The sequence below is a fragment of the Pseudomonas sp. genome, from assembly GCF_049645325.1.
GTDB lineage: Bacteria > Pseudomonadota > Gammaproteobacteria > Pseudomonadales > Pseudomonadaceae > Aquipseudomonas.
In genome coordinates this window covers 1-21,190 of sequence record NZ_JBARTQ010000205.1, presented here as the reverse complement: position 1 = coordinate 21,190, position 21,190 = coordinate 1, and the positions used below count along the sequence as shown (strand labels likewise).

The window sequence follows — 21,190 nt, the reverse complement described above, 5'->3', positions numbered from 1 at the left end:
CTTATAGGTGCGCGCCAGCTCAAAAATCTCTAACCCGTATTGTTTCAGCAACACGGCGAAATCTGTGGGCTTCTGGATCTTGGCCATGGCTGAAACTCAGTTTTCGAAAATTGAGTTGATCGTTGCGCGCGGGCATTACGCTGTCAAGCGCTAAAAGCCTGGCTGCTTTCACTATGGGAAAAGACACCGTTGAAATCAGGACTCCGGCGCGTACTGCCCGTCGCTGACATGCTCCAGCCAGTCCACCACCTTGCCCTCCAGCACCTCGGCAATCGCGATGTGCGTCATGGCGGTGGTCAGCGTGGCGCCGTGCCAATGCTTGACGCCGGGGGCGATCCACACGGTGTCGCCGGGGCGGATCGAGCGCAGCGGTTGCCCCCATTCCTGAACCAGACCGGCACCGGCGGTCACGATCAACGTTTGCCCCAGCGGGTGGGTGTGCCAGGCGGTGCGCGCGCCCGGTTCGAAGGTCACGGTGGCGCCGCTGATGCGGGCGGCGTCACTGCCCTGGAACGGCGCATCCACGCGCACGGTGCCGGTGAACCATTGCGCCGGGCCTTGGGCTGAAGGCTGTGAGCCATTGGGGGTAACGGTAAGCATGGGTGTCTCCTGTGCGGTTGAATCCTGGGCGAGCAATGCCAGCGACAGCGCTGTGGCGGCGAGCGGTTTCACAGGCCGGTCATCTTTTCCAGGGCTTCGGGGTAACGCTCGCCCTGGACGCTGATATGCGCGGCGGCGACGTCGAGGTCGTGCAATTCCTGGGCACTGAGTTGCACCTCAAGGGCGCCCAGGTTTTCCGTCAGGCGTGAGGCTTTGGTGGTGCCGGGAATCGGCACGATCCACGGCTTTTGCGCCAACAGCCAAGCCAGCGCGATCTGCGACGGCGTTGCGTTATTGCGCTGGCCGACCTGACGCAGCAACTCAACCAGCGCCTGATTGGCCTTCAACGCTTCAGGGGTAAAGCGCGGCAGGCGGCTGCGAAAATCGCCTTTGTCGAAGGTGCTTTGGCTGTCGAACTGTCCGGTCAAAAAGCCTTTGCCCAGCGGGCTGTAGGGCACCAGGCCAATACCAAGCTCTTCGAGCAACGGCAGGATCTCCGCTTCAGGCTTGCGCCACCACAGCGAGTATTCACTTTGCAGCGCAGTCACCGGTTGCACGGCATGGGCCCGGCGGATGGTCGAGGCACCCGCTTCGGACAGGCCGAAGTGCTTGACCTTGCCTTCCTGGATCAAGTCCTTCACGGCACCGGCGACGTCCTCGATCGGCACATTCGGGTCAACCCGGTGCTGATAAAACAGGTCGATAACATCAGTGTTCAGGCGCTTGAGGGAGGCTTCCGCGACCTGGCGAATATGTTCGGGGCGGCTGTTGAGGCTCGACCACTTGCCGTCACCTGACGGGTCCGGCGCAAACCCGAACTTGGTCGCGATCACCACCTGATCGCGCACGGGCGCCAAGGCTTTGCCGAGCAGCGCTTCATTGATGAAAGGGCCATAGACTTCGGCGCTGTCGAAAAAGCTCACGCCCTGCTCCACCGCACCGCGCAACAAGGCAATCATCTGCTGCGTATCGGCGGGCGCGCCGTAGCCGAAACTCATGCCCATGCACCCAAGCCCAAGGGCCGAGACTTCGAGCGCGTTGTTGCCGAGTGTGCGTTTAAGCATGGTGATTCTCCGATTGAAGGGCTGATTCAATCTAACAAGAAGCCATTGATATGATTAGCCGCTAGAATCTGAAAATACTTATGAAGGTGAATCACCAATGCTGCGGGAAAATGCCAACGATCTGCTTGCCTTCCTGGCCGTGGCCCGCGAACGCAGCTTTACCAAAGCCGCGGCCAAGCTCGGGGTTTCACAGTCGGCGCTCAGCCATACCCTGCGCGCATTGGAAGCGCGGCTGGGCCTGCGCCTGCTGACGCGGACCACGCGCAGCGTCTCGCCCACCGAGGCCGGGCAACACCTGATCGATACCGTAGGGCCGCATTTCGATGAGATCCAGGTCGGCCTGGAAGGCCTGAGCAACCTGCGCGATACGCCTTCGGGCACGATTCGCATCAACGCCATGGACCATGCGCTGGAACATATTCTGTGGCCCGTGCTGAAACCCTTCCTGGCTCAATACCCTGACATTGCTGTTGAGGTCTGCTGCGACTACGGCTTCGTCGACATCGCCGCGCAAGGCTTCGATGCCGGCGTACGCCTGGGCGAAGACGTGGCCGAAGGCATGATCGCCACCCGCATCGGCCCGGACATGCGCATGCGCGTGGTCGGCTCGCCTGCGTATTTTGCCCGCTACCCTGTGCCCGACACCCCTCGCGACCTCACTGCCCACGCCTGCAATAACCTGCGTTTGCCCACCAACGGCGGGCTGTATGCGTGGGAGTTCAAGAAGGACGGCGAGAGCTTGAATGTACGCGTGTCGGGCCAAGTCACCTTCAACGGCGTGTACCAACTGCTCAAGGCCGCCGTGGATGGGTTTGGCTTGAGCTACATCCCCGAAGACCTCGTGGCGCCCTACCTCGCCGATGGCCGTTTGGTCGCCGTGCTGGACGCCTGGTGCGCGCCCTTTGCCGGCTTTCACCTGTACTACCCCAGCCGTCGCCAGGCATCACCGGCCTTTGCTCTGCTGGTGGAAGCGCTGCGTTATCGCGGCTGAAGAAACGCCGTCAAGGCAGCGCCCAGCGCGTCGAACACCACCGCCACGCGCGGCACTCGGCGCATGTCCTGGTGCATGGCAATCCACACATCCACGTTGAACGCTACCTCGGGCAACACACGAACCAGGCCATGGCGTTGCGCCAGTTGCGCCGGGCATACGCCGATGCCCAGGCCGGCGCGCAGCGCAGCGAATTGAGCCAGGTGGTCATCGGTACGCAGCACGGTGCGGGCAGCGCCACAGTCGACACCTTGCTCGTGGAGAAACGCGATGTCCTGCGCGTTGCGATCAGGCCCGATCAGCGGATAGTCCGCCAACTCGGCCAAACGCTCGGGCGTGCCCTGCTCCGCGAGCAATTCGGGCGCGGCATACAGGCCGACATGCAGGTCGCCGACCTTGCGCGTGACCACCGTTGCCTCCGTAGGCCGGCGAATGCGCACCGCCACATCGGCTTCCTGCAATGCCAACGCGTGCAAGCGATTGGAGACGTTCAGCTCAACCGCCAGGTGTGGATGAGCGCGCCGCAACGTGCGCAGCATCGGCGGCAACACTTCAACCCCCAGCAATTGCCCACTGGTCAGGCGCACGGTGCCAGCCACCTCCGCCGTATCTGCCGAAGCGGCGCGGTTGAAGGCGTTCGCCGCGACCGCCATCGCTTCCACATGGCTGATCAATTCACGCGCCATGTCGGTGGGCAGCAAGCCTTTTGGCGAACGCACAAACAGGCTGACCCCGACACTCTGCTCCAGTGCTTCGATACGCCGCCGCGCCGTGGCCTGGGCAATCCCCAGCAAACGCGCGGCCCCGGACAGACTGCCGGTGCGCAGCACGGCGAGAAAGGCACGTTGGGTTTCCCATTGAAGTAGAGGGGCGTTCATACATTTCCTGTGAACCGGTGGGCAGTTTTGGCGGATGTTCATCGAACAGCCGCTGGGGCATGCTGGCGAGCATACCCGATGGGCCTTGCGCCCTCTCTTGAGGAAGGATCGATTTCGATGATTTTCACCGGCCAATGCCGCTGCGCCGCCGTCACTTACCAGCTGGACGTGGACGCGCTGCCAGCGATCTACGCCTGCCACTGTGCCCATTGCCAGACCTGGAGCGGCAGCGCCTTCGCCCTGCATGCGTTGCTGCCAGCGCAGGCATTGCAAGTGGTCGGCCCCGTCACGCACTACGCCTATGACGTTGATGGCCAGCGCGCCGAGCATCAACTGTGCGAGCGGTGCCATACACGCATCAGCAATACCACCACCGCCGCGCCGGGTTTGCGGGTGCTGCGTGTCGGCACCCTGGATGACAGCCCCGCACTACAGCCGGTCGCACATATTTGGGTGACGCGCAAACAGCCGTGGCTGAGCCTGCCTGACGACGTGCCGAGCTGGCCGTACAGCCCGACGCCCGAGGCATTCGCCCAGGCGCTTACGCCTCCCGCGCCTTGACCTTCAAATGCCGCGCATACCATGGCCGCTGCGGCACGCGCTTGAACAGGCCCTTGAGCGTGTCCTCGTCGGCGCCAAAGGTAATGCGCAGTGCCAGCTTCATGGTTTCCGGGTCCATTTCCATGGAGCGCCCCAGCTGCAAACCCGGTGTGGTGCTGCATCCGTGGGTGTCCGGGCCGAGCCAGGGGTCGCCGACTTCAACCCAGCGCCCCGGCGCAAACCACTGCACACCGTTGACCTCCAGCCGGCTGACTTCGCCCGGATTGAACCGCTCGTGGGCGCGAAACCAATCTTCGATGCGGTCATCGATCCAGCCATGGAAGTGCCAGAACACCGGGTTGACGTGGGAGGAGAACGGGTCGCCGAGGAAGTCGTTCTCCGGCGCATACCAACGCGCGGCAAAGTCTGCCGGGTCGCGGGCGAATGGCACCGGCGCGCCGTTGGACGGGTCACGGGGCACCGAGGCCCAGCGCATATGCAGCCAGTCATGCAGGCCCAGTTCCATCTCGGAGCCGAGTTGCCCCAGGGTGAATTTGGCCAGGTAGCGCGGGTCGCGGTAGTGCGACTCCCAGACCTGGAAATTGCTGTGGTAGGTCTCGGCGGCCTTGATATCGCTGACCCATTGGGTGTAGTCGCTGTCGTCGGGTGCGCTCCAGGTGGGAGGCAGCGCAAACCCGTCGCGGTTGTCGAAGTAGCGCACGAACCCGAGGCGATCGCGTTCCAGCGCCGGTTGCGGTTCGGGAAACGCCGGCCATGAAGGCAGGTGCTGCATCGAGCGCGCGGTACCGAGCATGTGCCGGTGCATGAAGAAGAAGTCGATTCCCGAGCCGTTTCGGTCCTTGAGTTTGCCCCGGGCGTCGCGCTCCCGGCCGCGTGGCCCAGGCTGCCAGCCAATGCCGCGCAGGGCGTCACGCTTTTCCTCGGACAGCTTGTGCCACTGATCCCGGGTGGCATGCCACAGCTGGTGAAACAGGCGATGCTCGGGAGCAATCAACCACGCCAGCAAGCTCGGGTTGAGCCCGATACGCTGGCGGGCTTCGGGAAACAGCTGTTTGTGGGCGACAAAGCGGTTGTCACGCTCGGGCAACGCCAGCGGACGGTCGAGGTTCAGGACCTGCCCGCTGAGGGTGCCACTGCCCGCGTTGCCGAAATCGGCCCAGACAGCATCCAGGGTCATCTTGAATTCATAGGCGGGCACACCGGCTGCCGATTCACGATCGATCAGGCGCCAATAGAGCACGCTGCCGTCACCTGTGAGCAGGTCGCCCAACACACGGTAGCGCGGCTCGCCGTCGGCGCGCAGGTTCTCGGCGGTGTCCAGGTAACCGCGCAGGCCACGGCCACGCGGGGCGATGTCGAGCAGCAGCTCAAGGCCCTGCAACGGCAGGCCCTTGAGCCCGGCATCGGCGCCTTCCAGGCGCAGGCTCCACACGCCGCGCAAGGTGTTCGCCAAGTGCTGGCCGGCCGTGTCGGCGAGGTCCACCGTGGCTTCGCCGGGGGTGATCGGAAATTCTTCACGCGTCAGCTCGCGATGGGCATAAAAGGCCGCCGGCACGGCAGCGCCGGTCAGCGCCAGGCCTGCGATGAACCCACGTCGAGAGATGGTCATTGTCTACCTTAGGAAACGGCTTAATCAGAGCTAGAACGTTTGCAGGCCACGGAAATTTACCGCGCCGTTGCCGGGGCCTAAATTTCCCCGCCCATCACTCGTTCTTCCCTGATAGCAAAGGCCTCAACTGACTGAGATGGCAATGACAAAACCACGTTCGAAAAAGGCGCTGTACCTGGGCCTGCCGCTGGCACTGGCCGTCTGCGCCGGCGCCGGTTTCCTGGTCTGGGATCACTGGTTCAAGGGCAATGCCGGCTACCCGCTGGAGGTGATCAAGCAGGCCAATGAGATGCAGGACCACCTGCTTTCGTTTGACAGCCACATCACCGTGCCACTGGATTTCGGCACCGCAGGCAATGAGGCCGACAAGGACGGCAGTGGTCAGTTCGACCTCGCCAAGGCCAGTCGCGGGCGCTTGTCCGGGGCAGCCCTGACCATTTTCGGCTGGCCGGAAATCTGGAGCGGCGCCAATGCCCCGCATCGGCCTACGGAAGGTTTTGTCGAAGAAGCCCGCCATGAGCAGGAAGTGCGCTACAAGATCATCTCCGGCATGGTCCGCGACTACCCCAACCAGGTCGGCATCGCCTACACCCCGGATGATTTCCGGCGCCTGCATGGCGAGGGCAAGTTTGCGATCTTTATCAGCATGCTCAACGCCTACCCGCTGGGCGATGACCTGAACCAGTTGGACCTGTGGACCGCGCGCGGCATGCGCATGTTCGGCTTCAGTTATATCGGCAACAACGCCTGGTCCGACTCCTCGCGCCCGCTGCCGTTTTTCAATGACACCGTTGACGCCCTCGAAGGCCTGTCGCCCATCGGCCAGCAAGCGGTGCATCGCCTGAATGACCTGGGCGTGATCATCGATGTGTCACAGATGTCGACCAAAGCGCTGGAACAAGTGGCGCAGTTGAGTCGCACGCCAATGGTCGCGTCCCACTCCGCGCCGCGCGCCTCGGTGGACATCCCGCGCAACCTCAGTGACAAGGAACTGCAACTGATCAAGAACAGCGGCGGTGTGGTCCAGGTGGTGGGCTTCCCGGCCTACCTGCGCCCGCTGAGCCAGCCGACCCAAGACAAGCTCAACGCCCTGCGCGCGCGGTTTGACCTGCCGCCACTGCCGAACCTGGCCATGGCCTTGATGCCCGGTGACGCGATCATTACCGCCTGGTCCGAACAGAAGTTCGGCCAATACGCCAGCGCGCTGTACGCGATTCTCGAAGAAGAACCCAAGGCCACCCTCAAGGACCTCGGGGACGCCATCGACTACACCGTGCGCAAGATCGGTATCGATCACGTCGGCATCGCCTCGGACTTCAACGACGGCGGCGGCATTCAGGGCTGGGAGAACGTCGGCGAAGTACGCAACGTCACTGCCGAACTGATCCAGCGTGGCTACTCCGAAGCCGACATCGCCAAACTGTGGGGAGGCAATTTCCTGCGGGTGTGGGACCAGGTACAAAAAAACGCCAAGCCCTTGGCCAACCGCTAATGAGCCGTGAAGTAAACCCATGACCGACCGCCGTACGTTTCTCAAACAGGCGAGCGTGCTCGTCGCCAGCTTGCCGCTGGGCACTGCCCTGCTCCCCCGCGCCCACGCAGCCAACGCGCCGGGCACTTCATGGGCGGGACTCAAACAGCTCTTTAACCAGGACCCTGACTACCTGCACTTTTCCAACTTCCTCGTGGCCTCGCACCCCAAGCCTGTGCGCGACGCCATTGAACGTTACCGCCTGCAGATCGACCGCAACCCCGGGCTGGCCATGGACTGGGACCTGCAGGAAACCTGGAAGCGTGAAGGCCAGGTACGCGAGTGGGCCGGCCGTTACCTGGATGCCAAACCGGCGCAGATCGCCCTCACCGGCAGCACGTCCGAAGGCTTGGCGATGATCTATGGCGGCATCAAGGTGCGGCAAGGCCAGGAGATTCTCACCACGGTCCATGAGCACTACGCCACGCAGAACAGCCTGGATTTTCGCGTGCTCAAGGAAGGTACTCAGGTCCGCCGAATCAGCCTGTTCGAGAACGCAGCCCAGGTGTCCGTCGACGAAGTGCTCGGCAATATCCAGCGCAATATCCGCCCCAACACCCGCGTGCTGGGCATGACCTGGGTGCAGTCCGGCAGTGGCGTGAAGCTGCCGATTGGCGAAATCGGCCAGTTAGTCGATGAACATAACCGCAACCGCGACGACCAGGACCGCCTGCTGTATGTGGTCGATGGCGTGCATGGTTTCGGCGTGGAAAATCTCGACTTCCCGGCCATGCATTGCGACTTTTTTATCGCCGGCACGCATAAATGGATGTTCGGCCCACGCGGCACCGGCCTGGTCTGCGCTCGCGATACCGAGAATAAATACGTCACGCCGATGGTACCGACCTTCTCCGAAGACACCAATTTCGCCACCACCATGACGCCCGGCGGCTACCACGCGTTTGAACATCGCTGGGCCGCCGACGAGGCCTTCAAGTTGCACCTGCAACTCGGCAAAGCCCAAGTGCAGACGCGCATTCATGCACTCAACACCGAGCTGAAAAACCAGCTGGTGGCCCACCCGCAGATTGAACTGGTCACGCCGCGCAGCCCTGAGCTGTCGGCCGGTTTTACCTTCTTCCGGGTCAAGGGCCAGGACAGCGGCGAGGTGGCCGCCTACCTGATGAAAAACCGCGTGGTGATCGATGCGGTCGACCGCGACGTCGGCCCGGTGATTCGCACCTCCCCCGGCCTGCTCAATTCTTCAGATGAAATCCAGCGCTTCATGGCCTTGCTGGGCCCGCGCCTGTGACCCACTTTTTTTCTTTGAACGAGAGGCCCACATGAATCCATCCCGACTCAAACCGCTGGCAACCCTGGCCCTGGCCGCCCTCTGCGGCGCGCTGCTGCCGAACCTGGCCCAGGCTGCCACGCCGCAACCTGGCAAAGTGTTCAAAGACTGCAAGGACTGCCCGGAAATGGTGGTACTGCCCGCCGGCACCTTCACCATGGGCACGCCGGAAGATGAAGTCGGCCGCGAACCGGATGAAGGCCCGATGCACGACGTGACGTTCGCCAAGGCCTTCGCCATGAGTCGTTTCCACATCACCGCCGGTGAGTGGGACAGCTATGTACGCCAGACCGGGGTCAAGATCGCCAATGGCGACGACCGCCCTGGCCGCGAATGCATTGCCAGCAAGCCACGCTACCCCCAGGGCCCACGCCAGCCGGCGGTGTGCATGGACATGGACGACCTCAAGGCCTACGTTGCCTGGCTGTCGAAAAAGACCGGCCAGCAGTACCACATGGTCAGCGAAGCCCAGCGTGAATACGCCGCCCGCGCAGGCTCCACCGGCCCCTTCCCGTTCCCGTTCGATGAGGGCAAGGGCTACAGCATCGCCGAGCACGCCAACACCTACGGGCCGGCGGATGGCTACAGCTATTCGTCGCCAGTGGGCAGCTACCCGCCGAACGCGTTCGGCATGTACGACATGCATGGCAACGTCTACGAGCGCGTCGCCGACTGCGAGCACGCCAACTACATCGGCGCACCGACTGACGGCAGCGCGTGGATGGAGCCCACTTGCGAGTCCTATCAGATTCGCGGCAACGACTGGGGCGAAGCACCGGTGTTTTCGCGCTCGGGCAACCGCAACAATATCTACCCGCAGACGCGTGGGGACTGGATTGGATTCAGGGTGGTGCGTGATCTCTGAAACAGCCGGCCATGCAAGGCCGCCGTTAATCGGCGGCTGTCTAAATTAAGCGCGCGACCAGACGTTCTACAGGGTATCTGCCTCTGCGACCCAAGGAACCGTCCTCCCATGAACCATCCCCCACGCGGCGCCCTTCACGAATTACTCGTGCTGCTCAAGCCTTTTCGCTTCGTCGTCACCCTCTCGGTCGTACTCGGCATGGTCGGTGGCCTGAGCGTTACGGTGCTGCTGGCCACCATCAACAGTGCCCTGCACTCCGCGGAGAGCCTGACACAGGGAGTCGTACTGCTGTTTGCAGGGCTGTGCCTGCTGGCCCTGTTCAGCTCAATTTGCTCGGACATCGGCACCAACTATGTCGGCCAGCACATCATCGCCACGTTGCGTAAAGAACTCGGCGAAAAAGTGCTGTCGGCGCCCATGGAGCAAATCGAACGCTACCGCAGCCATCGCCTGATTCCGGTCCTGACCCATGACGTGGACACCATCAGCGATTTCGCCTTCGCCTTCGCGCCCCTGGCGATTTCCATGACGGTCACCCTGGGCTGCCTGGGGTACCTGGCGATGCTGTCGTGGCCGATGTTCCTGATGATGGTGGTGGCGATCATCGTCGGCACCGCCATCCAGTACCTTGCGCAGGGCCATGGCATCAAGGGCTTCATGGAAGCGCGGGACGCCGAGGACGAACTGCAAAAGCATTACAACGCCATCGCTGAAGGTGCCAAGGAGCTTCGTATCCATCGGCCACGCCGCCAGCGCATGTTCGTTTCGGGCATCCAGGCGACTGCCGACTTTATCTGCAAGACCCAGATCAAATCGATCAACACCTTTGTGATCGCCAAGACCTTCGGTTCGATGCTCTTCTTCGTGGTCATCGGGCTCGCGCTGGCGTTGCAATCGTTCTGGCCCAGTGCGGACAAAACCGTGATGAGCGGCTTTGTGCTGGTGCTGCTGTACATGAAAGGCCCGCTGGAACACTTGATCGGCACGCTGCCCATCGTCAGCCGAGCGCAGATTGCGTTCCGCCGTATCGCCGAGTTGTCCGAGCAATTCTCTTCACCTGAACCGCATCTGTTGCTCGCCGATCAAGGCGCCAAGGCCAGCCCGGTGCGCCAGCTGGAACTGCGCGACGTCAGTTTTGCATTCCCCCCGGTGGCCGGCAGTGACGCGTTCCGTCTCGGCCCGGTGAACCTCACAATCAATGAGGGTGAGATTATTTTCATCGTGGGTGAAAACGGCTGCGGCAAAACCACGCTGATCAAGTTGCTGCTGGGCTTGTACCCGCCGCAGCAGGGCGAGGTCCGCCTCAACGGGCACCTGGTCGATGCCGAGAACCGCGATGATTACCGCCAGCTGTTCACAACCATCTTCGCCGACTATTACCTGTTCGATGACGTGGTCCAGGGCGACCAGCACATTCCCGAAGACGCCAACAAATACCTGCAGCGCCTGGAAATCGCGCACAAGGTCAGCGTACTCGACGGCAAATTTACCACCACCGACCTGTCCACCGGCCAGCGCAAGCGCCTGGCATTGGTCAACGCCTGGCTGGAGGAGCGTCCGGTACTGGTATTCGATGAATGGGCGGCCGACCAGGACCCCACCTTCCGGCGGATCTTCTACACCGAGCTGCTGCCGGATCTCAAGCGCCTGGGCAAGACCATCATTGTGATCTCCCACGATGACCGTTACTTCAACGTGGCAGATCAGTTGGTGCGCATGGAAGCAGGCCGCGTCATGACAGAAATGGCCCCGGCCTGACGCAATCCGTCAAAACGCGGATTTATTTTTCCGGATTTTTGATGTTGATGCGTCTTATTGTCATTAACAACAAACTTAGAAACTGCGCACCACCTTCCTGGAGCATCGAGAGCAATGCAAAGCCCTACCCTGTCCCGTACGCCGCTGGCGAAAGCGATCCGCCCACATGCCTCCCGACGTGCGGTCCTGCCTGGCGCACTGTTGACGCTGTTACTGCTGAGCGGCACTGAAGCCCACGCAGCGCCCGTGGCTATCAACATTCCGTCACAGCCGTTGGCAACGGCGCTGCAACAACTGGGGCAACAGGCCAACCTGGAAATCCTCTACAGCCCGGACTCGATCAAGGGACTGAAGTCGGGGGCCGTGTCGGGCTCACTGGAGCCGGAACAGGCGCTGGGCACCATGCTGCTGGGGAGCGGCATGACCTTCCAGATGACCAACAACACGGTCTCATTGATTCCGGCAGCCGGTGAATCCGGAGCCCTGCAGCTGGGCGCAGTGTCCATTTCCGGCATGGCGCCGGGTTCCACCTCCGAGGGCAGCGGCTCGTACACCGCGTACTCGTCCAGCAGCTCGACACGGCTGAACCTGACCCAAAAGGAAACCCCGCAATCGGTCACGGTCATCACCCGTCAACGCCTCGACGACCAGAAACTCACCAACCTCACCGAAGTGCTGGAAGCCACACCGGGGATCACGGTCTTGCGCGTCGGCGTGGGTGCCGAGAATGATACTTACTGGTCGCGTGGTTTCCAGATCAACAACTTTGAAATCGACGGCGTACCCACTTCCTCGCGACTGGACAACACCACCCAGAATACCGCCATGTACGACCGGGTCGAAGTGGTACGCGGCGCCACCGGCCTGATCAGCGGCTCGGGCACGCCTTCGGCGACCATCAACCTGATTCGCAAGCGCCCCACCGCCGAAGCCCAGGCGAGCATCACTGGCGAGGCCGGCAGTTGGGACCGCTACGGCACCGGCTTTGACGTGTCCGGCCCATTGAACGACAGCGGCAACATCCGCGGGCGTCTGGTGGTGGACTACAAGAAGCAGAACTCCTGGGTCGACCGGGTAAAATCCGACTCGCAACTGGTCTACGGTATTTCCGAATTCGATCTCAGCGATGCGACCATGCTGACCGTGGGGTTCAGCTACATCAATAACCAGGTCAACGACCCGTTGCGGACAGGTTTCCAGACGTTCTTCAGCAACGGCAACCGTACGGATTTCGGCCGCTCCGCCAACAGCGCTCCGGACTGGTCGTATAACGACCGCAAACAGACCAACGTCTTCACCTCCATCGAACACCAGTTCAACAATGGCTGGAGCGGCAAGGTCGAAATCAGCCACACCCAGAACCAGTTCGACGAACTGATCAACTACATGAACGGCGATATCGACCAGGCCACTGGCGCCGGGGCATACCTCTACCCCAACCGCTGGTCCGGCACTCCGCGCCAGAACAACCTCGACGCCTACCTGACCGGTCCGTTCAACCTGTTCGGACGCGAACATGAGCTGATCACCGGCGTCACCATGTCCCAGTACGACGAAAACACCCCGAGCCATGGCGGCTGGTTCGGCCCGTGGACCGGTTATGACGGCTCTGTGCCCAACATCTACAAATGGAACGGCAGCGGTGCCAACCGGCCGGATACCACTACGGTCGGCAAAAATCATATTGAAGAAAACCAGTACGCGGCCTACTTGACCTCGCGGTTCCACGTCACCGATGACACCGCCGTGATCCTGGGTGGCCGTGTGACTGACTGGAAGCGCAACAACGAAGTGCTCAGCTACTCCGACCCGACCCAGAACTCCGAAAGCAAAGAAACCCGCAACGGCGTGTTCTTGCCCTACGCCGGTATCGTCTATGACTTGAACAGCACCTGGTCGGTGTATGCCAGCTACACCAAAATCTTCAACCCGCAGGCATATGGCATCAAGGACGAAAACCGCAAGCCTCTGGACCCTCAGGAAGGCACCGGTTATGAGGTTGGGCTCAAGGGCAGCTTCAACGACGACAAGCTGAACGCCAGCCTGGCGCTGTTTAAAATAGATCAGGACAACCTCGCGGTGTTTGTCCGCGATCCGGATGTCTATCGTTCAGTCCAGGGCACCACCACCAAAGGCGTCGAGCTGGAGCTCAACGGCGAGCTGAGCGAAGGTTGGCAGGCATCCGCCGGTTACGCCTACAGCGTGAGCACCGACGAAAGTGACCAGCGTATCGTCACCACCAGCCCGCGTAACAGCCTCAAAACCTTCACCACCTACCGCCTGCCCGGCGTGCTGGACAAAGTCACCGTCGGCGGTGGCGTGAACTGGCAGAGTAAAACCGGCATGGACCTGCATACGTTTGAACAAGGCAGCTATGCACTGACCAACCTGATGGCCCGTTATGACATCAGCAAAAACCTCAGCGCCACGCTCAACGTCAACAACGTCTTCGACCGCACGTACTACGCCTATGCTGACAACTGGAGCGTGTACGGGGCGCCCCGCAACTTCATGACGAGCTTCAAATACACCTTCTGATCTTCACCAGAAGATTCCCGCGCAATACACCAAGCGCACCTGACATCAGGTGCGCTTTTTTGTTTTTCCAAGGGTGCACGGCGAGTTGGCCACATTGCTGACATGCCCCCGGATCAAAATCTGGAGAGCCGTCAACGGTAAGTCCAGCTTCAGAGCGAATAAACCGTCAACGTCAGCCGATCACATCGTGGATAAGCGCGAGCCTCCTCGCGCTTGTCGCCACCTTTTCAATAAACCGCCGCCCTCACCACAGCCGCCAGGCGCTCATACACCGTATCAATCGCTTCCGTGACCATGCGCATGCGCAGGAAGTCATGCACCAGCCCTTCAAAGACCTGGCATTCCAGCTTGATGCCCTGCTGCGCCAGGCGCTCGGCGTAAGCGCGGCCTTCATCCAGCAACGGGTCAAAACCGGCCAGGGCAATGAATGCGGGGGCCACATCGCTGAGGTCGGGCGTCAGCAGCGGCGAGAAGCGCCAATCTGCACGATCGGCCGGGGTGCGGGCGTAGTGGTCATAAAACCACTCCAGGGTGTCACTCTCCAGTAAATAACCTTCGCCCAAAAGCTCCATGGACTCGCTGCGCCGTGAGGCATCGGTGACCGGGTAGCACAGCAGTTGCAGGCAGGGTTTGAGCACGCGCTGGTTGCGCACGGCGTCGATCGCCAGGACGGTGGCCAGGGTCGCGCCGACACTGTCGCCGGCATACACCAGCCGCGTGGTGTCCAGCCCGTGGGCCTGGGCGTGTTCAGCCAGCCACGCCAAGCCGTCGGCGCAGTCGTCCAGGGCGACGGGGAATTTATGCTCCGGCGCGCGGCGGTACTCCACGGCGACGACTGCACACGGCGTGCGTGCGCACACTTCGCGGCAGACGCCATCGTGGGAGTCCAGGCTGCCCACTACAAAGCCGCCACCGTGCAGGTAAACCACTACGGGTAGCGTTGCGCTGCCCTGCCCCTCTGGCCGGTACAGTCGCAACGCCAAGTGGGCGCCGTCGCGCGAGGTAAAGGTCAGGTTTTCGGTTTCGACCTGGGGCACTGCCCAGCGCATCTGAGTTGACGCGTGTTCAAATGCAGCCCGCGCCTGCTCGGGCGTCTGCCGGTGAAAGGGTGCTTCCTGGCGGCTGTCGACCAGGTCGAGAAAGGCCGCAATTTCCGGGTTCAATGACATGACAAGTTTCCAGGGCCGCCGACCGTCAGGTCGGCACCCATTATCAAAGGGATAGTAAGGTCAGGCCGCGCTTTGCATCACGCAATGTTCAATCAGGGCTTGCAGCTCGGCCTGGCACTGCGACGCCAGGGCGTCCATGGTTGACGGGCGATAGCGGCGGTTGCTGTAGATGCAGCGGAAGGCAAGTTGCCCGTTGAACACTTGACCCACCCACTCCAGGTGATTGGCCATCGGCGCATCGGCACCAAAGCTGTCGCCCACGCTTTCCGGCGCAGGCAGCAACAGGGCCTGCTCGTCAAAGCTCTGGTCGAGTTGGCCCAGGTAGTTGAAGGTCACCCGTGCCGGTGCCAGGTTCGCCAACTGTTCGGTCACCGAGGCGTCCGCCATGTAACGCAGCACGCCATAACCAATGCCTTTGTTCGGTACCTCGGCCAATTGCTCACGCACGGCCAGGATCGAAGTGCCGAAGTCCAGCTGCGCCGAAGGGGCGAGGCGCACCGGGTACATACTGGTAAACCAACCCAGGGTGCGGCTCAGGTCCAATGCCTCGAACAGGTCTTCACGCCCATGCCCCTCAAGCTGAATCAGAATCGACGGCTGGCCGCTCCAGCGACACAGCGCACGGCTCAGGGCCGTCAACAACAGGTCGTTGATCTGCGTCTGGTAAACCGCTGGCGCATCTTTGAGTAACTGCTGGGTGTGCGCCTCGCTGAGGCTGAACGATGCTTCGGCGCGGTTGCACATCAGGTTCTTGCCGCGCGGGTTATCACAAGGCAAGGTTTTTTCCTGCTGCGCCAGTTGGCCCAGCCAATAGTCGAGTTCCTGCTCCTTGAGCGTTTGCGCATGGCCGACCAAATTCTCCGCCCACTCGCGCACGCTGCTGGTACGAATCGGCAATTGCGGCTCGTTGCCCATGCAATAGGCGTCATACGCCACTTGCAGGTCCTGCAGCAGTACGCGCCACGACACACCGTCGATCACCAAGTGATGGATCACCAGCAACAAGCGCACTTCACCATTGCCCAGGGTTGCGAGCAGCCCCCGCAGCAACGGCCCCTTCTCCAGATCCAGGCTGCGTTGCAGCTGGTTAGCCACAACTTCCAGGGCCTCCTCATCCGCCACCTCACGCACCCACAGCAAAGGGTCTTGCCCGACGTGCTGCAGGCTGTCACCGAGCGTCTGGTAGTGCTGGGACCAACGCCCGTCCTGATGGGTGAACCGCAGGCGCAGGGCGTCATGTTGATCGAGCATGCGCATCAGGGTGCGTTGCAAAGCGTCCGTATCCAGGGCCTCACGGGCGCGCAGAATCAGGGCCTGGTTGAAGTGCCCGGGGGTTTGCATCTGCTCGCCGAAGAACCATTCCTGGATTGGTAACAGGCGGAACGCCCCTTCGCGCATGATCGGGTTTGCACCGTCGGTTACGCGGCTGCGCGACACCGCCTGCTGGTCGAACAGGTTGGCAATCGTCTGGCAGCGCATCAGGTCACGCAGCTTCAACTCCAGGTCCAGTTGCGGGTGATTACGTACCCGCGAGATCACTTGCAGGCTGAGGATAGAGTCGCCTCCCAGCTCGAAGAAGTTGTCGCTGATGCCCACCTCTTCCACTTGCAGCACCTGGGCCCAGATGTGGGCCATCACCTGCTCTTCTTCGTTACGCGGCGCCTGGTACTGCGCCATGTCGAACGTCGGCTCGGGCAATGCCTTGCGATCAAGTTTGCCATTGGGCGACAGCGGCATGTGTGCCAGGCAGATCACTTGGGTCGGCACCATGTAGTCGGGCAAGGTTTCACGCAGCGCGGCCTTGAGGTCCTCGCCTTTGAGCTCGGGGTCGGCACTGACCACATACCCGATCAGCTGCTTGCCGGATACGCCGTCACGGGCGATCACCACGGCGTCACTGACGCCTGGCTGCAGGCGCAGGCCGGCTTCAATCTCGCCCAGTTCGATGCGAAACCCGCGAACCTTGACCTGGTGATCCAGGCGGCCCACGTAATCCAGCACGCCACTGTCGCGCAGGCGCACCAGGTCGCCGCTGCGGTACACACGGCTGCCCGGTTGCCCGAAGGGGTCCGGCACAAAGCGTTCGGCAGTCATCGCGGCCCGGCCGTGGTAACCCCGGGCCACACCATAACCGCCGATAAACAGCTGGCCCGCGAAGCCTTCCGGCAGCGGGTTCAAATCGTCGTCCAGCACCCACAGCGAACGTTGCCCGACCACCCGGCCAATGGGGGCGTAGGCCGCACCACATGGCTCGTCCGCCGCTGCCTTCCAGAGCATCGGCGTGACCACCGTCTCGGTCGGGCCGTAGCCATTGGTGATGTAGCGCGGCTGCAAGGTCGTTCGCACCTGGGCCAGGGTCTGTTCAGGAACTGCATCGCCGCCCAGGCAATAAATACGCACCGCCGGGGCCACGCGACCGCTGGCCTCGACAAACTCCGCCACTTGTTTGAGGTACGCCGGCGGGAAACAGGCGATATCAATGTTCAGATGCTGCAAGGCGTGGCAGGTCTGCTCCGGCGTCCACAATTCATTGTCACGCAGCACCAACGTGCCGCCCACCGACAAGGTGGTCAGCCAGCGCTCGTGGGCACCGTCGAACGCGAATGACATGAAGTGCAGCTCACGGGTGCGTTCATCCATCTCGTAAAGCTCGGCAATCGCCTGGCAATGCATGCTCAGCGGCCCATGCGCCACCGCCACACCCTTGGGCAGGCCAGTGGAGCCGGAGGTGTAGATCAGGTAGGCCAGGCTGTGTTCACTGATTACCGGCGCCGGTGCATTCAAGGCCGGGGCGGCGTCCAGCCGAGCAAGGTCGACCAGCGTCACGTGCGGCGGCAACGACAGGCTAGCCGCCAACTCGCCACGGCTGATCATGTGCGCCATGCCCGAATCCTCGATCATGAACGCCAGGCGCTCAGGCGGGTAGTCGGTATCCAGCGGCACGTAGGCAGCGCCGCTTTTGAGCACCGCGAGCAAGGCGACGAGAACGTCCAGCGAACGTTCCAGCGCCACACCGATCACGCGTTCCGGCCCAGCACCCAGCGCGATCAGATGATGCGCCAGTTGGTTAGCCCGCGCCTCTAACTCGCCATAGCTGAGCATATCGCCCTGGCATTCGGCCGCTGGCGCGTCAGGCCGTTGTTCGGCATGGCGGGCGATCAACGTCGGCAACAGTTCACGTGAATGCACCGGCGCCGGTTCACTCGCCCAGTGGCGCAAGGCTCGCCATTGTGGCGCCGCCAGGCGTTGCAGGTTGCCCAGGTATTCCAGGGGCGAATCGATCATCGCCTGCAGCGTGGTTTCCATCAGTTGGCGGATGCCCTCGACGGCCTCGGCGTTGAAGCAGTCGCGCAGGAACAGGTATTCAATTGAGAGTTCCTGGCCCAAGTGAATCGCCAGGTCCATCGGGAAGTTGGTGACATCGTGGTTGGCGGATGCACCAAAGCGCAGCCCGCCCTGGGCTTGTTCCAGGCGTTCGTCGATCGGATAGTTCTCGAACACAATGATGCTGTCGAACAAAGCTTGGCCACCCTGCCCCGACCAGCGCTGGATGTCGGCCAATGGTGCGTGGGCATGCTCGCGCAGGTCCAGGTTGCTCGCTTGCAATTGCGCCAGCCAGCGGTCCAGGCGCTCGGCCGGTTCCAGGGTCTGGATCACCGGCAGGGTGTTGATGAACAAGCCCAGCATGTTCTGCGCATTCGGCAGGGTTTCCGGGCGCCCGGCCACGGTGGCACCGAATGCCACGCTCGACTGGCCGGTGTAGCGCTGCAACACCAGCAACCATGCCCCCTGAATCAGCGTGTTGGGCGTGATGCCCTGTTGTCGGCAATGCTGCAACAACGTACCGGTACGCGCGGTATCCCAACGGGTGTACAGGGCTTCATGCCCCACCCGCGTGTCGGTATGACGAGGATGGATGGCTTGGCTGAGTGCCGTCGGCTCGGCCAGCGTCTGCAAGCGTGACTTCCAGTAGTGCTCCAGGCGATCCTGATCCTGGATTTGCAGCCACGCAATGAAATCACGGTAACGCCCGCTGTCACCGCTCACTTCGCCGGTGGCGTAATGTTGCAGCACTTCACCGAACAACTGCGAACTGCTCCAGCCGTCCATCAGGATGTGATGGCTGGTCCAGATCAATTGGTGCTCATCGTCTCCCAGACGAATCAGCACCAGACGCTGCAACGGCACCTGGCTCAGCTCAAAGCCACGGGCACGTTCCTCGCGCGCGCACTCGGCGATGCGGTCGGCATCGACTGGCGCTCCCTGCCAGTCCAGCAGGCGCAAGTCCACCTGTGCGTGGCGCTGCACCACCTGAACCGGCGCCGTCTCGCCACCTTGCCAATGGAACGAGGTGCGCAGGATCGCGTGGCGCCCGATCACGTGTTGCCAGGCCGCACGAAAACGCTCGGGGTCCAGCCCTTCGACGGGCAGGCTCAACTGGTTCACGTACAGGTCATCACCCTCGTCCGACAGGGTATGGAACAACATGCCCTGCTGCATGGGCGACAACGGGTAAATATCCTCGATGTCCTGCACGGCAATCGGCAAAGCGTCCAACTGGGCCTGGGTCAACGTCGCCAGAGGGAAGTCGGACGGCGTCACGCCCATCGCGGTGCCGTCGCTGCAATGCGCGATCAGTGCCGCCAACTCGACGGCGTATTCATCCGCAAGGCGGGCAATGCTCTGCTCATCAAACATTTCACGGCTGAACGTCCAGCCCAGACTCAGTTCGCCGCCGTACACCTGACCATTAAGCACCAACCAGTTGCCCAGCGGAGCCCGTGGGCTTTGCTCCTGACCCGCACTTTCGGCGGCGGGAACAAACAAGGCATCCTCGTCGAACTGTGCGTCGAACTGGCCCAGGTAATTGAAGGTGATGCGTGGCACCGGCAACGCGCGCAGTGTTGCCTGAGCGTTTGCGTCGCCCAGATAACGCAACACGCCAAAACCAATGCCTTTGGCCGGGACGGCGCGCAGCTGTTCCTTGGCCTGCTTGATCGCATCGCCCCAGTGGTCGGCGGTACCAATGCGTACCGGGAAAGCGCTGGTAAACCAACCGACCGTGCGGCTCAGGTCTATGCCTTCGAACAGTTCTTCGCGACCGTGCCCCTCCAGTTGAATCAGTGCAGCGTCAGTGTCGGTCCAACGGCAAATCACGCGCGCCAGCGCGGCCAGCAGCAAGTCATTGACCTGGGTGCGATAGGCCTGGGGCGCCACCTGCAACAGTTGCCGGGTCAGCGTCTTGTCCAGTCGTGTTTCCACGCTCAGTGCACAGCGGTTCTGCAGGCTGGCGTCGGGTTTGGCGCCTGGCAGTGCCGCGGGCAAGCCCTGGCACTGGCTTTCCCAGAAAGCCAGCTCGGTGTTCAAGTTGGCGGCGTGGGCCTGAAGCCGCTCGGCCCAGGTTTTGAAAGCGCTGGTCTTGGCCGGCAGCGCCAACGGTTGCCCGGCCAGTGCCTGGCGGTAGGCGGTATGCAGGTCTTCCAGCAGGATGCGCCATGACACACCGTCCACTGCCAGGTGATGAATCACCAGCAACAAACGCTGGGAACCGTCGGCCAGACTGACCAGCACTGCGCGCAGCAGCGGGCCCTGCTGCAGGTCCAGGCTGCGCTGGGCCTCCTGGCAAACGGCCTCAATCTCTTGCGCCTGGCTGACCGCTGTTTGCCACAACACCGCAGGTTCAGTGCCGACCTTGCGGTGCGTGGCGACCCAGCCTTGGGCCAGCGGAGCAAACCCCACACGCAAGGCGTCGTGGTGCACCAGCAACGCCTGCAGTGCCTGCTCCAGCGTGGCAGTCTGCAGCGACGTGGCAGGCTTGAGCAGTATGGATTGGTTCCAGTGATGAGCTTCGGGCATGGCGCTGTCAAAAAACCACTGTTGGAACGGCAACAACGGCAGGCTGCCGGTCACTGGGCCCTGATCAACCGTCGATGCAGGCTCGCCGCGCCGCGCGATGGCAGCCAGGCCTTGTACGGTCTGGTACTGGAACAATTCCTTGGGGGTGAAGTGCAGGCCCGCCTGCCGCGCACGGCTGACCACCTGGATCGACATGATCGAATCGCCACCCAGGGCGAAGAAGTTGTCGGTGATCCCCACCGACTCACGCCCCAGCACGGCCTCCCAGATCCGACTCAATGTCTGTTCGGGTTCCGAGACCGGGGCTTGGTAGGCCGACGCCATCTGCTCGACATCCGGCTTGGGCAACGCTTTGCGGTCCAGTTTGCCGTTGGGCGACAGCGGCATCTGGTCCAGCAGCAGCCACTGGTTGGGCACCATGTAGTCCGGCAGGACTTGTTGCAGATGGGCAGTCAGGGTTTCGCGCCAGTCTTCAGCGC

13 protein-coding genes are annotated in these 21,190 nt (G+C 62.3%); 7 read left to right on the top strand and 6 right to left on the bottom strand.

Annotated features, from left to right (window positions below):
* Nucleotides 1–195: 195 nt before the first annotated feature.
* Nucleotides 196–672 (bottom strand): (R)-mandelonitrile lyase, encoded by a 477-nt coding sequence (locus WBB95_RS09030; protein ID WP_424487271.1) that lies wholly within the window; start codon nucleotides 670–672, stop codon nucleotides 196–198.
* The gene (locus tag WBB95_RS09025; RefSeq protein WP_424487270.1) at nucleotides 669–1,664 is read right to left on the bottom strand and encodes an aldo/keto reductase; all 996 of its coding nucleotides are present in this window, start codon (nucleotides 1,662–1,664) and stop codon (nucleotides 669–671) included. The genes WBB95_RS09030 and WBB95_RS09025 overlap by 4 nt, the downstream gene beginning before the upstream one ends.
* 97 nt (nucleotides 1,665–1,761) lie before the next feature.
* Here WBB95_RS09025 and WBB95_RS09020 point away from each other — a divergent pair, with 97 nt between their 5' ends.
* Complete coding sequence (locus WBB95_RS09020; protein ID WP_424487269.1) at nucleotides 1,762–2,655, top strand: LysR family transcriptional regulator; 894 nt, start codon at nucleotides 1,762–1,764, stop codon at nucleotides 2,653–2,655.
* Here WBB95_RS09020 and WBB95_RS09015 read toward each other — a convergent pair.
* Nucleotides 2,643–3,533, bottom strand: a complete 891-nt coding sequence (locus WBB95_RS09015; protein ID WP_424487268.1) for a LysR family transcriptional regulator — start codon at nucleotides 3,531–3,533, stop codon at nucleotides 2,643–2,645. The two genes, WBB95_RS09020 and WBB95_RS09015, sit on opposite strands and share 13 nt — an antisense overlap.
* Before the next feature lie 117 nt (nucleotides 3,534–3,650).
* Here WBB95_RS09015 and WBB95_RS09010 point away from each other — a divergent pair, with 117 nt between their 5' ends.
* A complete protein-coding gene (locus tag WBB95_RS09010) occupies nucleotides 3,651–4,094 on the top strand; it encodes a GFA family protein (protein WP_424487267.1) in 444 nt (147 codons plus the stop codon).
* On the opposite strand, the gene WBB95_RS09005 is transcribed toward WBB95_RS09010, so the two are convergent.
* Complete coding sequence (locus WBB95_RS09005; RefSeq protein WP_424487266.1) at nucleotides 4,075–5,703, bottom strand: PvdJ/PvdD/PvdP-like protein; 1,629 nt, start codon at nucleotides 5,701–5,703, stop codon at nucleotides 4,075–4,077. The two genes, WBB95_RS09010 and WBB95_RS09005, sit on opposite strands and share 20 nt — an antisense overlap.
* 142 nt (nucleotides 5,704–5,845) lie before the next feature.
* Between WBB95_RS09005 and pvdM the strand changes: the two genes are divergently transcribed.
* From pvdM to WBB95_RS08980, 5 genes are all read left to right on the top strand, one after another.
* The gene (gene pvdM / locus WBB95_RS09000; protein ID WP_424487265.1) at nucleotides 5,846–7,195 is read left to right on the top strand and encodes a pyoverdine-tailoring dipeptidase-like protein PvdM; all 1,350 of its coding nucleotides are present in this window, start codon (nucleotides 5,846–5,848) and stop codon (nucleotides 7,193–7,195) included.
* Between the two features lie 19 nt (nucleotides 7,196–7,214).
* Nucleotides 7,215–8,486, top strand: a complete 1,272-nt coding sequence (locus WBB95_RS08995; RefSeq protein ID WP_424487264.1) for an aminotransferase class V-fold PLP-dependent enzyme — start codon at nucleotides 7,215–7,217, stop codon at nucleotides 8,484–8,486.
* A gap of 31 nt (nucleotides 8,487–8,517) precedes the next feature.
* Nucleotides 8,518–9,390: a formylglycine-generating enzyme family protein gene (locus tag WBB95_RS08990; protein ID WP_424487263.1), complete on the top strand. Its 873-nt coding sequence runs from the start codon at nucleotides 8,518–8,520 to the stop codon at nucleotides 9,388–9,390.
* Between the two features lie 108 nt (nucleotides 9,391–9,498).
* On the top strand, nucleotides 9,499–11,148 hold the full coding sequence (locus WBB95_RS08985) for a cyclic peptide export ABC transporter (RefSeq protein ID WP_424487262.1): 1,650 nt from the start codon (nucleotides 9,499–9,501) through the stop codon (nucleotides 11,146–11,148).
* 114 nt (nucleotides 11,149–11,262) lie between these two features.
* The gene (locus tag WBB95_RS08980) at nucleotides 11,263–13,686 is read left to right on the top strand and encodes a TonB-dependent siderophore receptor (protein ID WP_424487261.1); all 2,424 of its coding nucleotides are present in this window, start codon (nucleotides 11,263–11,265) and stop codon (nucleotides 13,684–13,686) included.
* A gap of 227 nt (nucleotides 13,687–13,913) precedes the next feature.
* Here WBB95_RS08980 and WBB95_RS08975 read toward each other — a convergent pair whose 3' ends face one another.
* Together WBB95_RS08975 and WBB95_RS08970 are read right to left on the bottom strand one after the other, a co-directional pair.
* Entirely contained in the window at nucleotides 13,914–14,855 is a 942-nt protein-coding gene (locus WBB95_RS08975) for an alpha/beta hydrolase fold domain-containing protein (RefSeq protein ID WP_424487260.1), read from the bottom strand.
* 60 nt (nucleotides 14,856–14,915) lie between these two features.
* A partial coding sequence (locus WBB95_RS08970; protein ID WP_424487259.1) for an amino acid adenylation domain-containing protein occupies nucleotides 14,916–21,190 on the bottom strand: 6,275 nt, incomplete at its 5' end.

Bases quoted from the DNA above. Each gene is read 5' to 3' on its own strand.
- WBB95_RS09025 (WP_424487270.1), bottom strand. From the start codon at position 1,664: ATGCTTAAACGCACACTCGGCAACAACGCGCTCGAAGTCTCGGCCCTT.
- WBB95_RS09020 (WP_424487269.1), top strand. From the start codon at position 1,762: ATGCTGCGGGAAAATGCCAACGATCTGCTTGCCTTCCTGGCCGTGGCC.
- WBB95_RS09015 (WP_424487268.1), bottom strand. From the start codon at position 3,533: ATGAACGCCCCTCTACTTCAATGGGAAACCCAACGTGCCTTTCTCGCC.
- WBB95_RS09010 (WP_424487267.1), top strand. From the start codon at position 3,651: ATGATTTTCACCGGCCAATGCCGCTGCGCCGCCGTCACTTACCAGCTG.
- WBB95_RS09005 (WP_424487266.1), bottom strand. From the start codon at position 5,703: ATGACCATCTCTCGACGTGGGTTCATCGCAGGCCTGGCGCTGACCGGC.
- pvdM (WP_424487265.1), top strand. From the start codon at position 5,846: ATGACAAAACCACGTTCGAAAAAGGCGCTGTACCTGGGCCTGCCGCTG.
- WBB95_RS08995 (WP_424487264.1), top strand. From the start codon at position 7,215: ATGACCGACCGCCGTACGTTTCTCAAACAGGCGAGCGTGCTCGTCGCC.
- WBB95_RS08990 (WP_424487263.1), top strand. From the start codon at position 8,518: ATGAATCCATCCCGACTCAAACCGCTGGCAACCCTGGCCCTGGCCGCC.
- WBB95_RS08985 (WP_424487262.1), top strand. From the start codon at position 9,499: ATGAACCATCCCCCACGCGGCGCCCTTCACGAATTACTCGTGCTGCTC.
- WBB95_RS08980 (WP_424487261.1), top strand. From the start codon at position 11,263: ATGCAAAGCCCTACCCTGTCCCGTACGCCGCTGGCGAAAGCGATCCGC.
- WBB95_RS08975 (WP_424487260.1), bottom strand. From the start codon at position 14,855: ATGTCATTGAACCCGGAAATTGCGGCCTTTCTCGACCTGGTCGACAGC.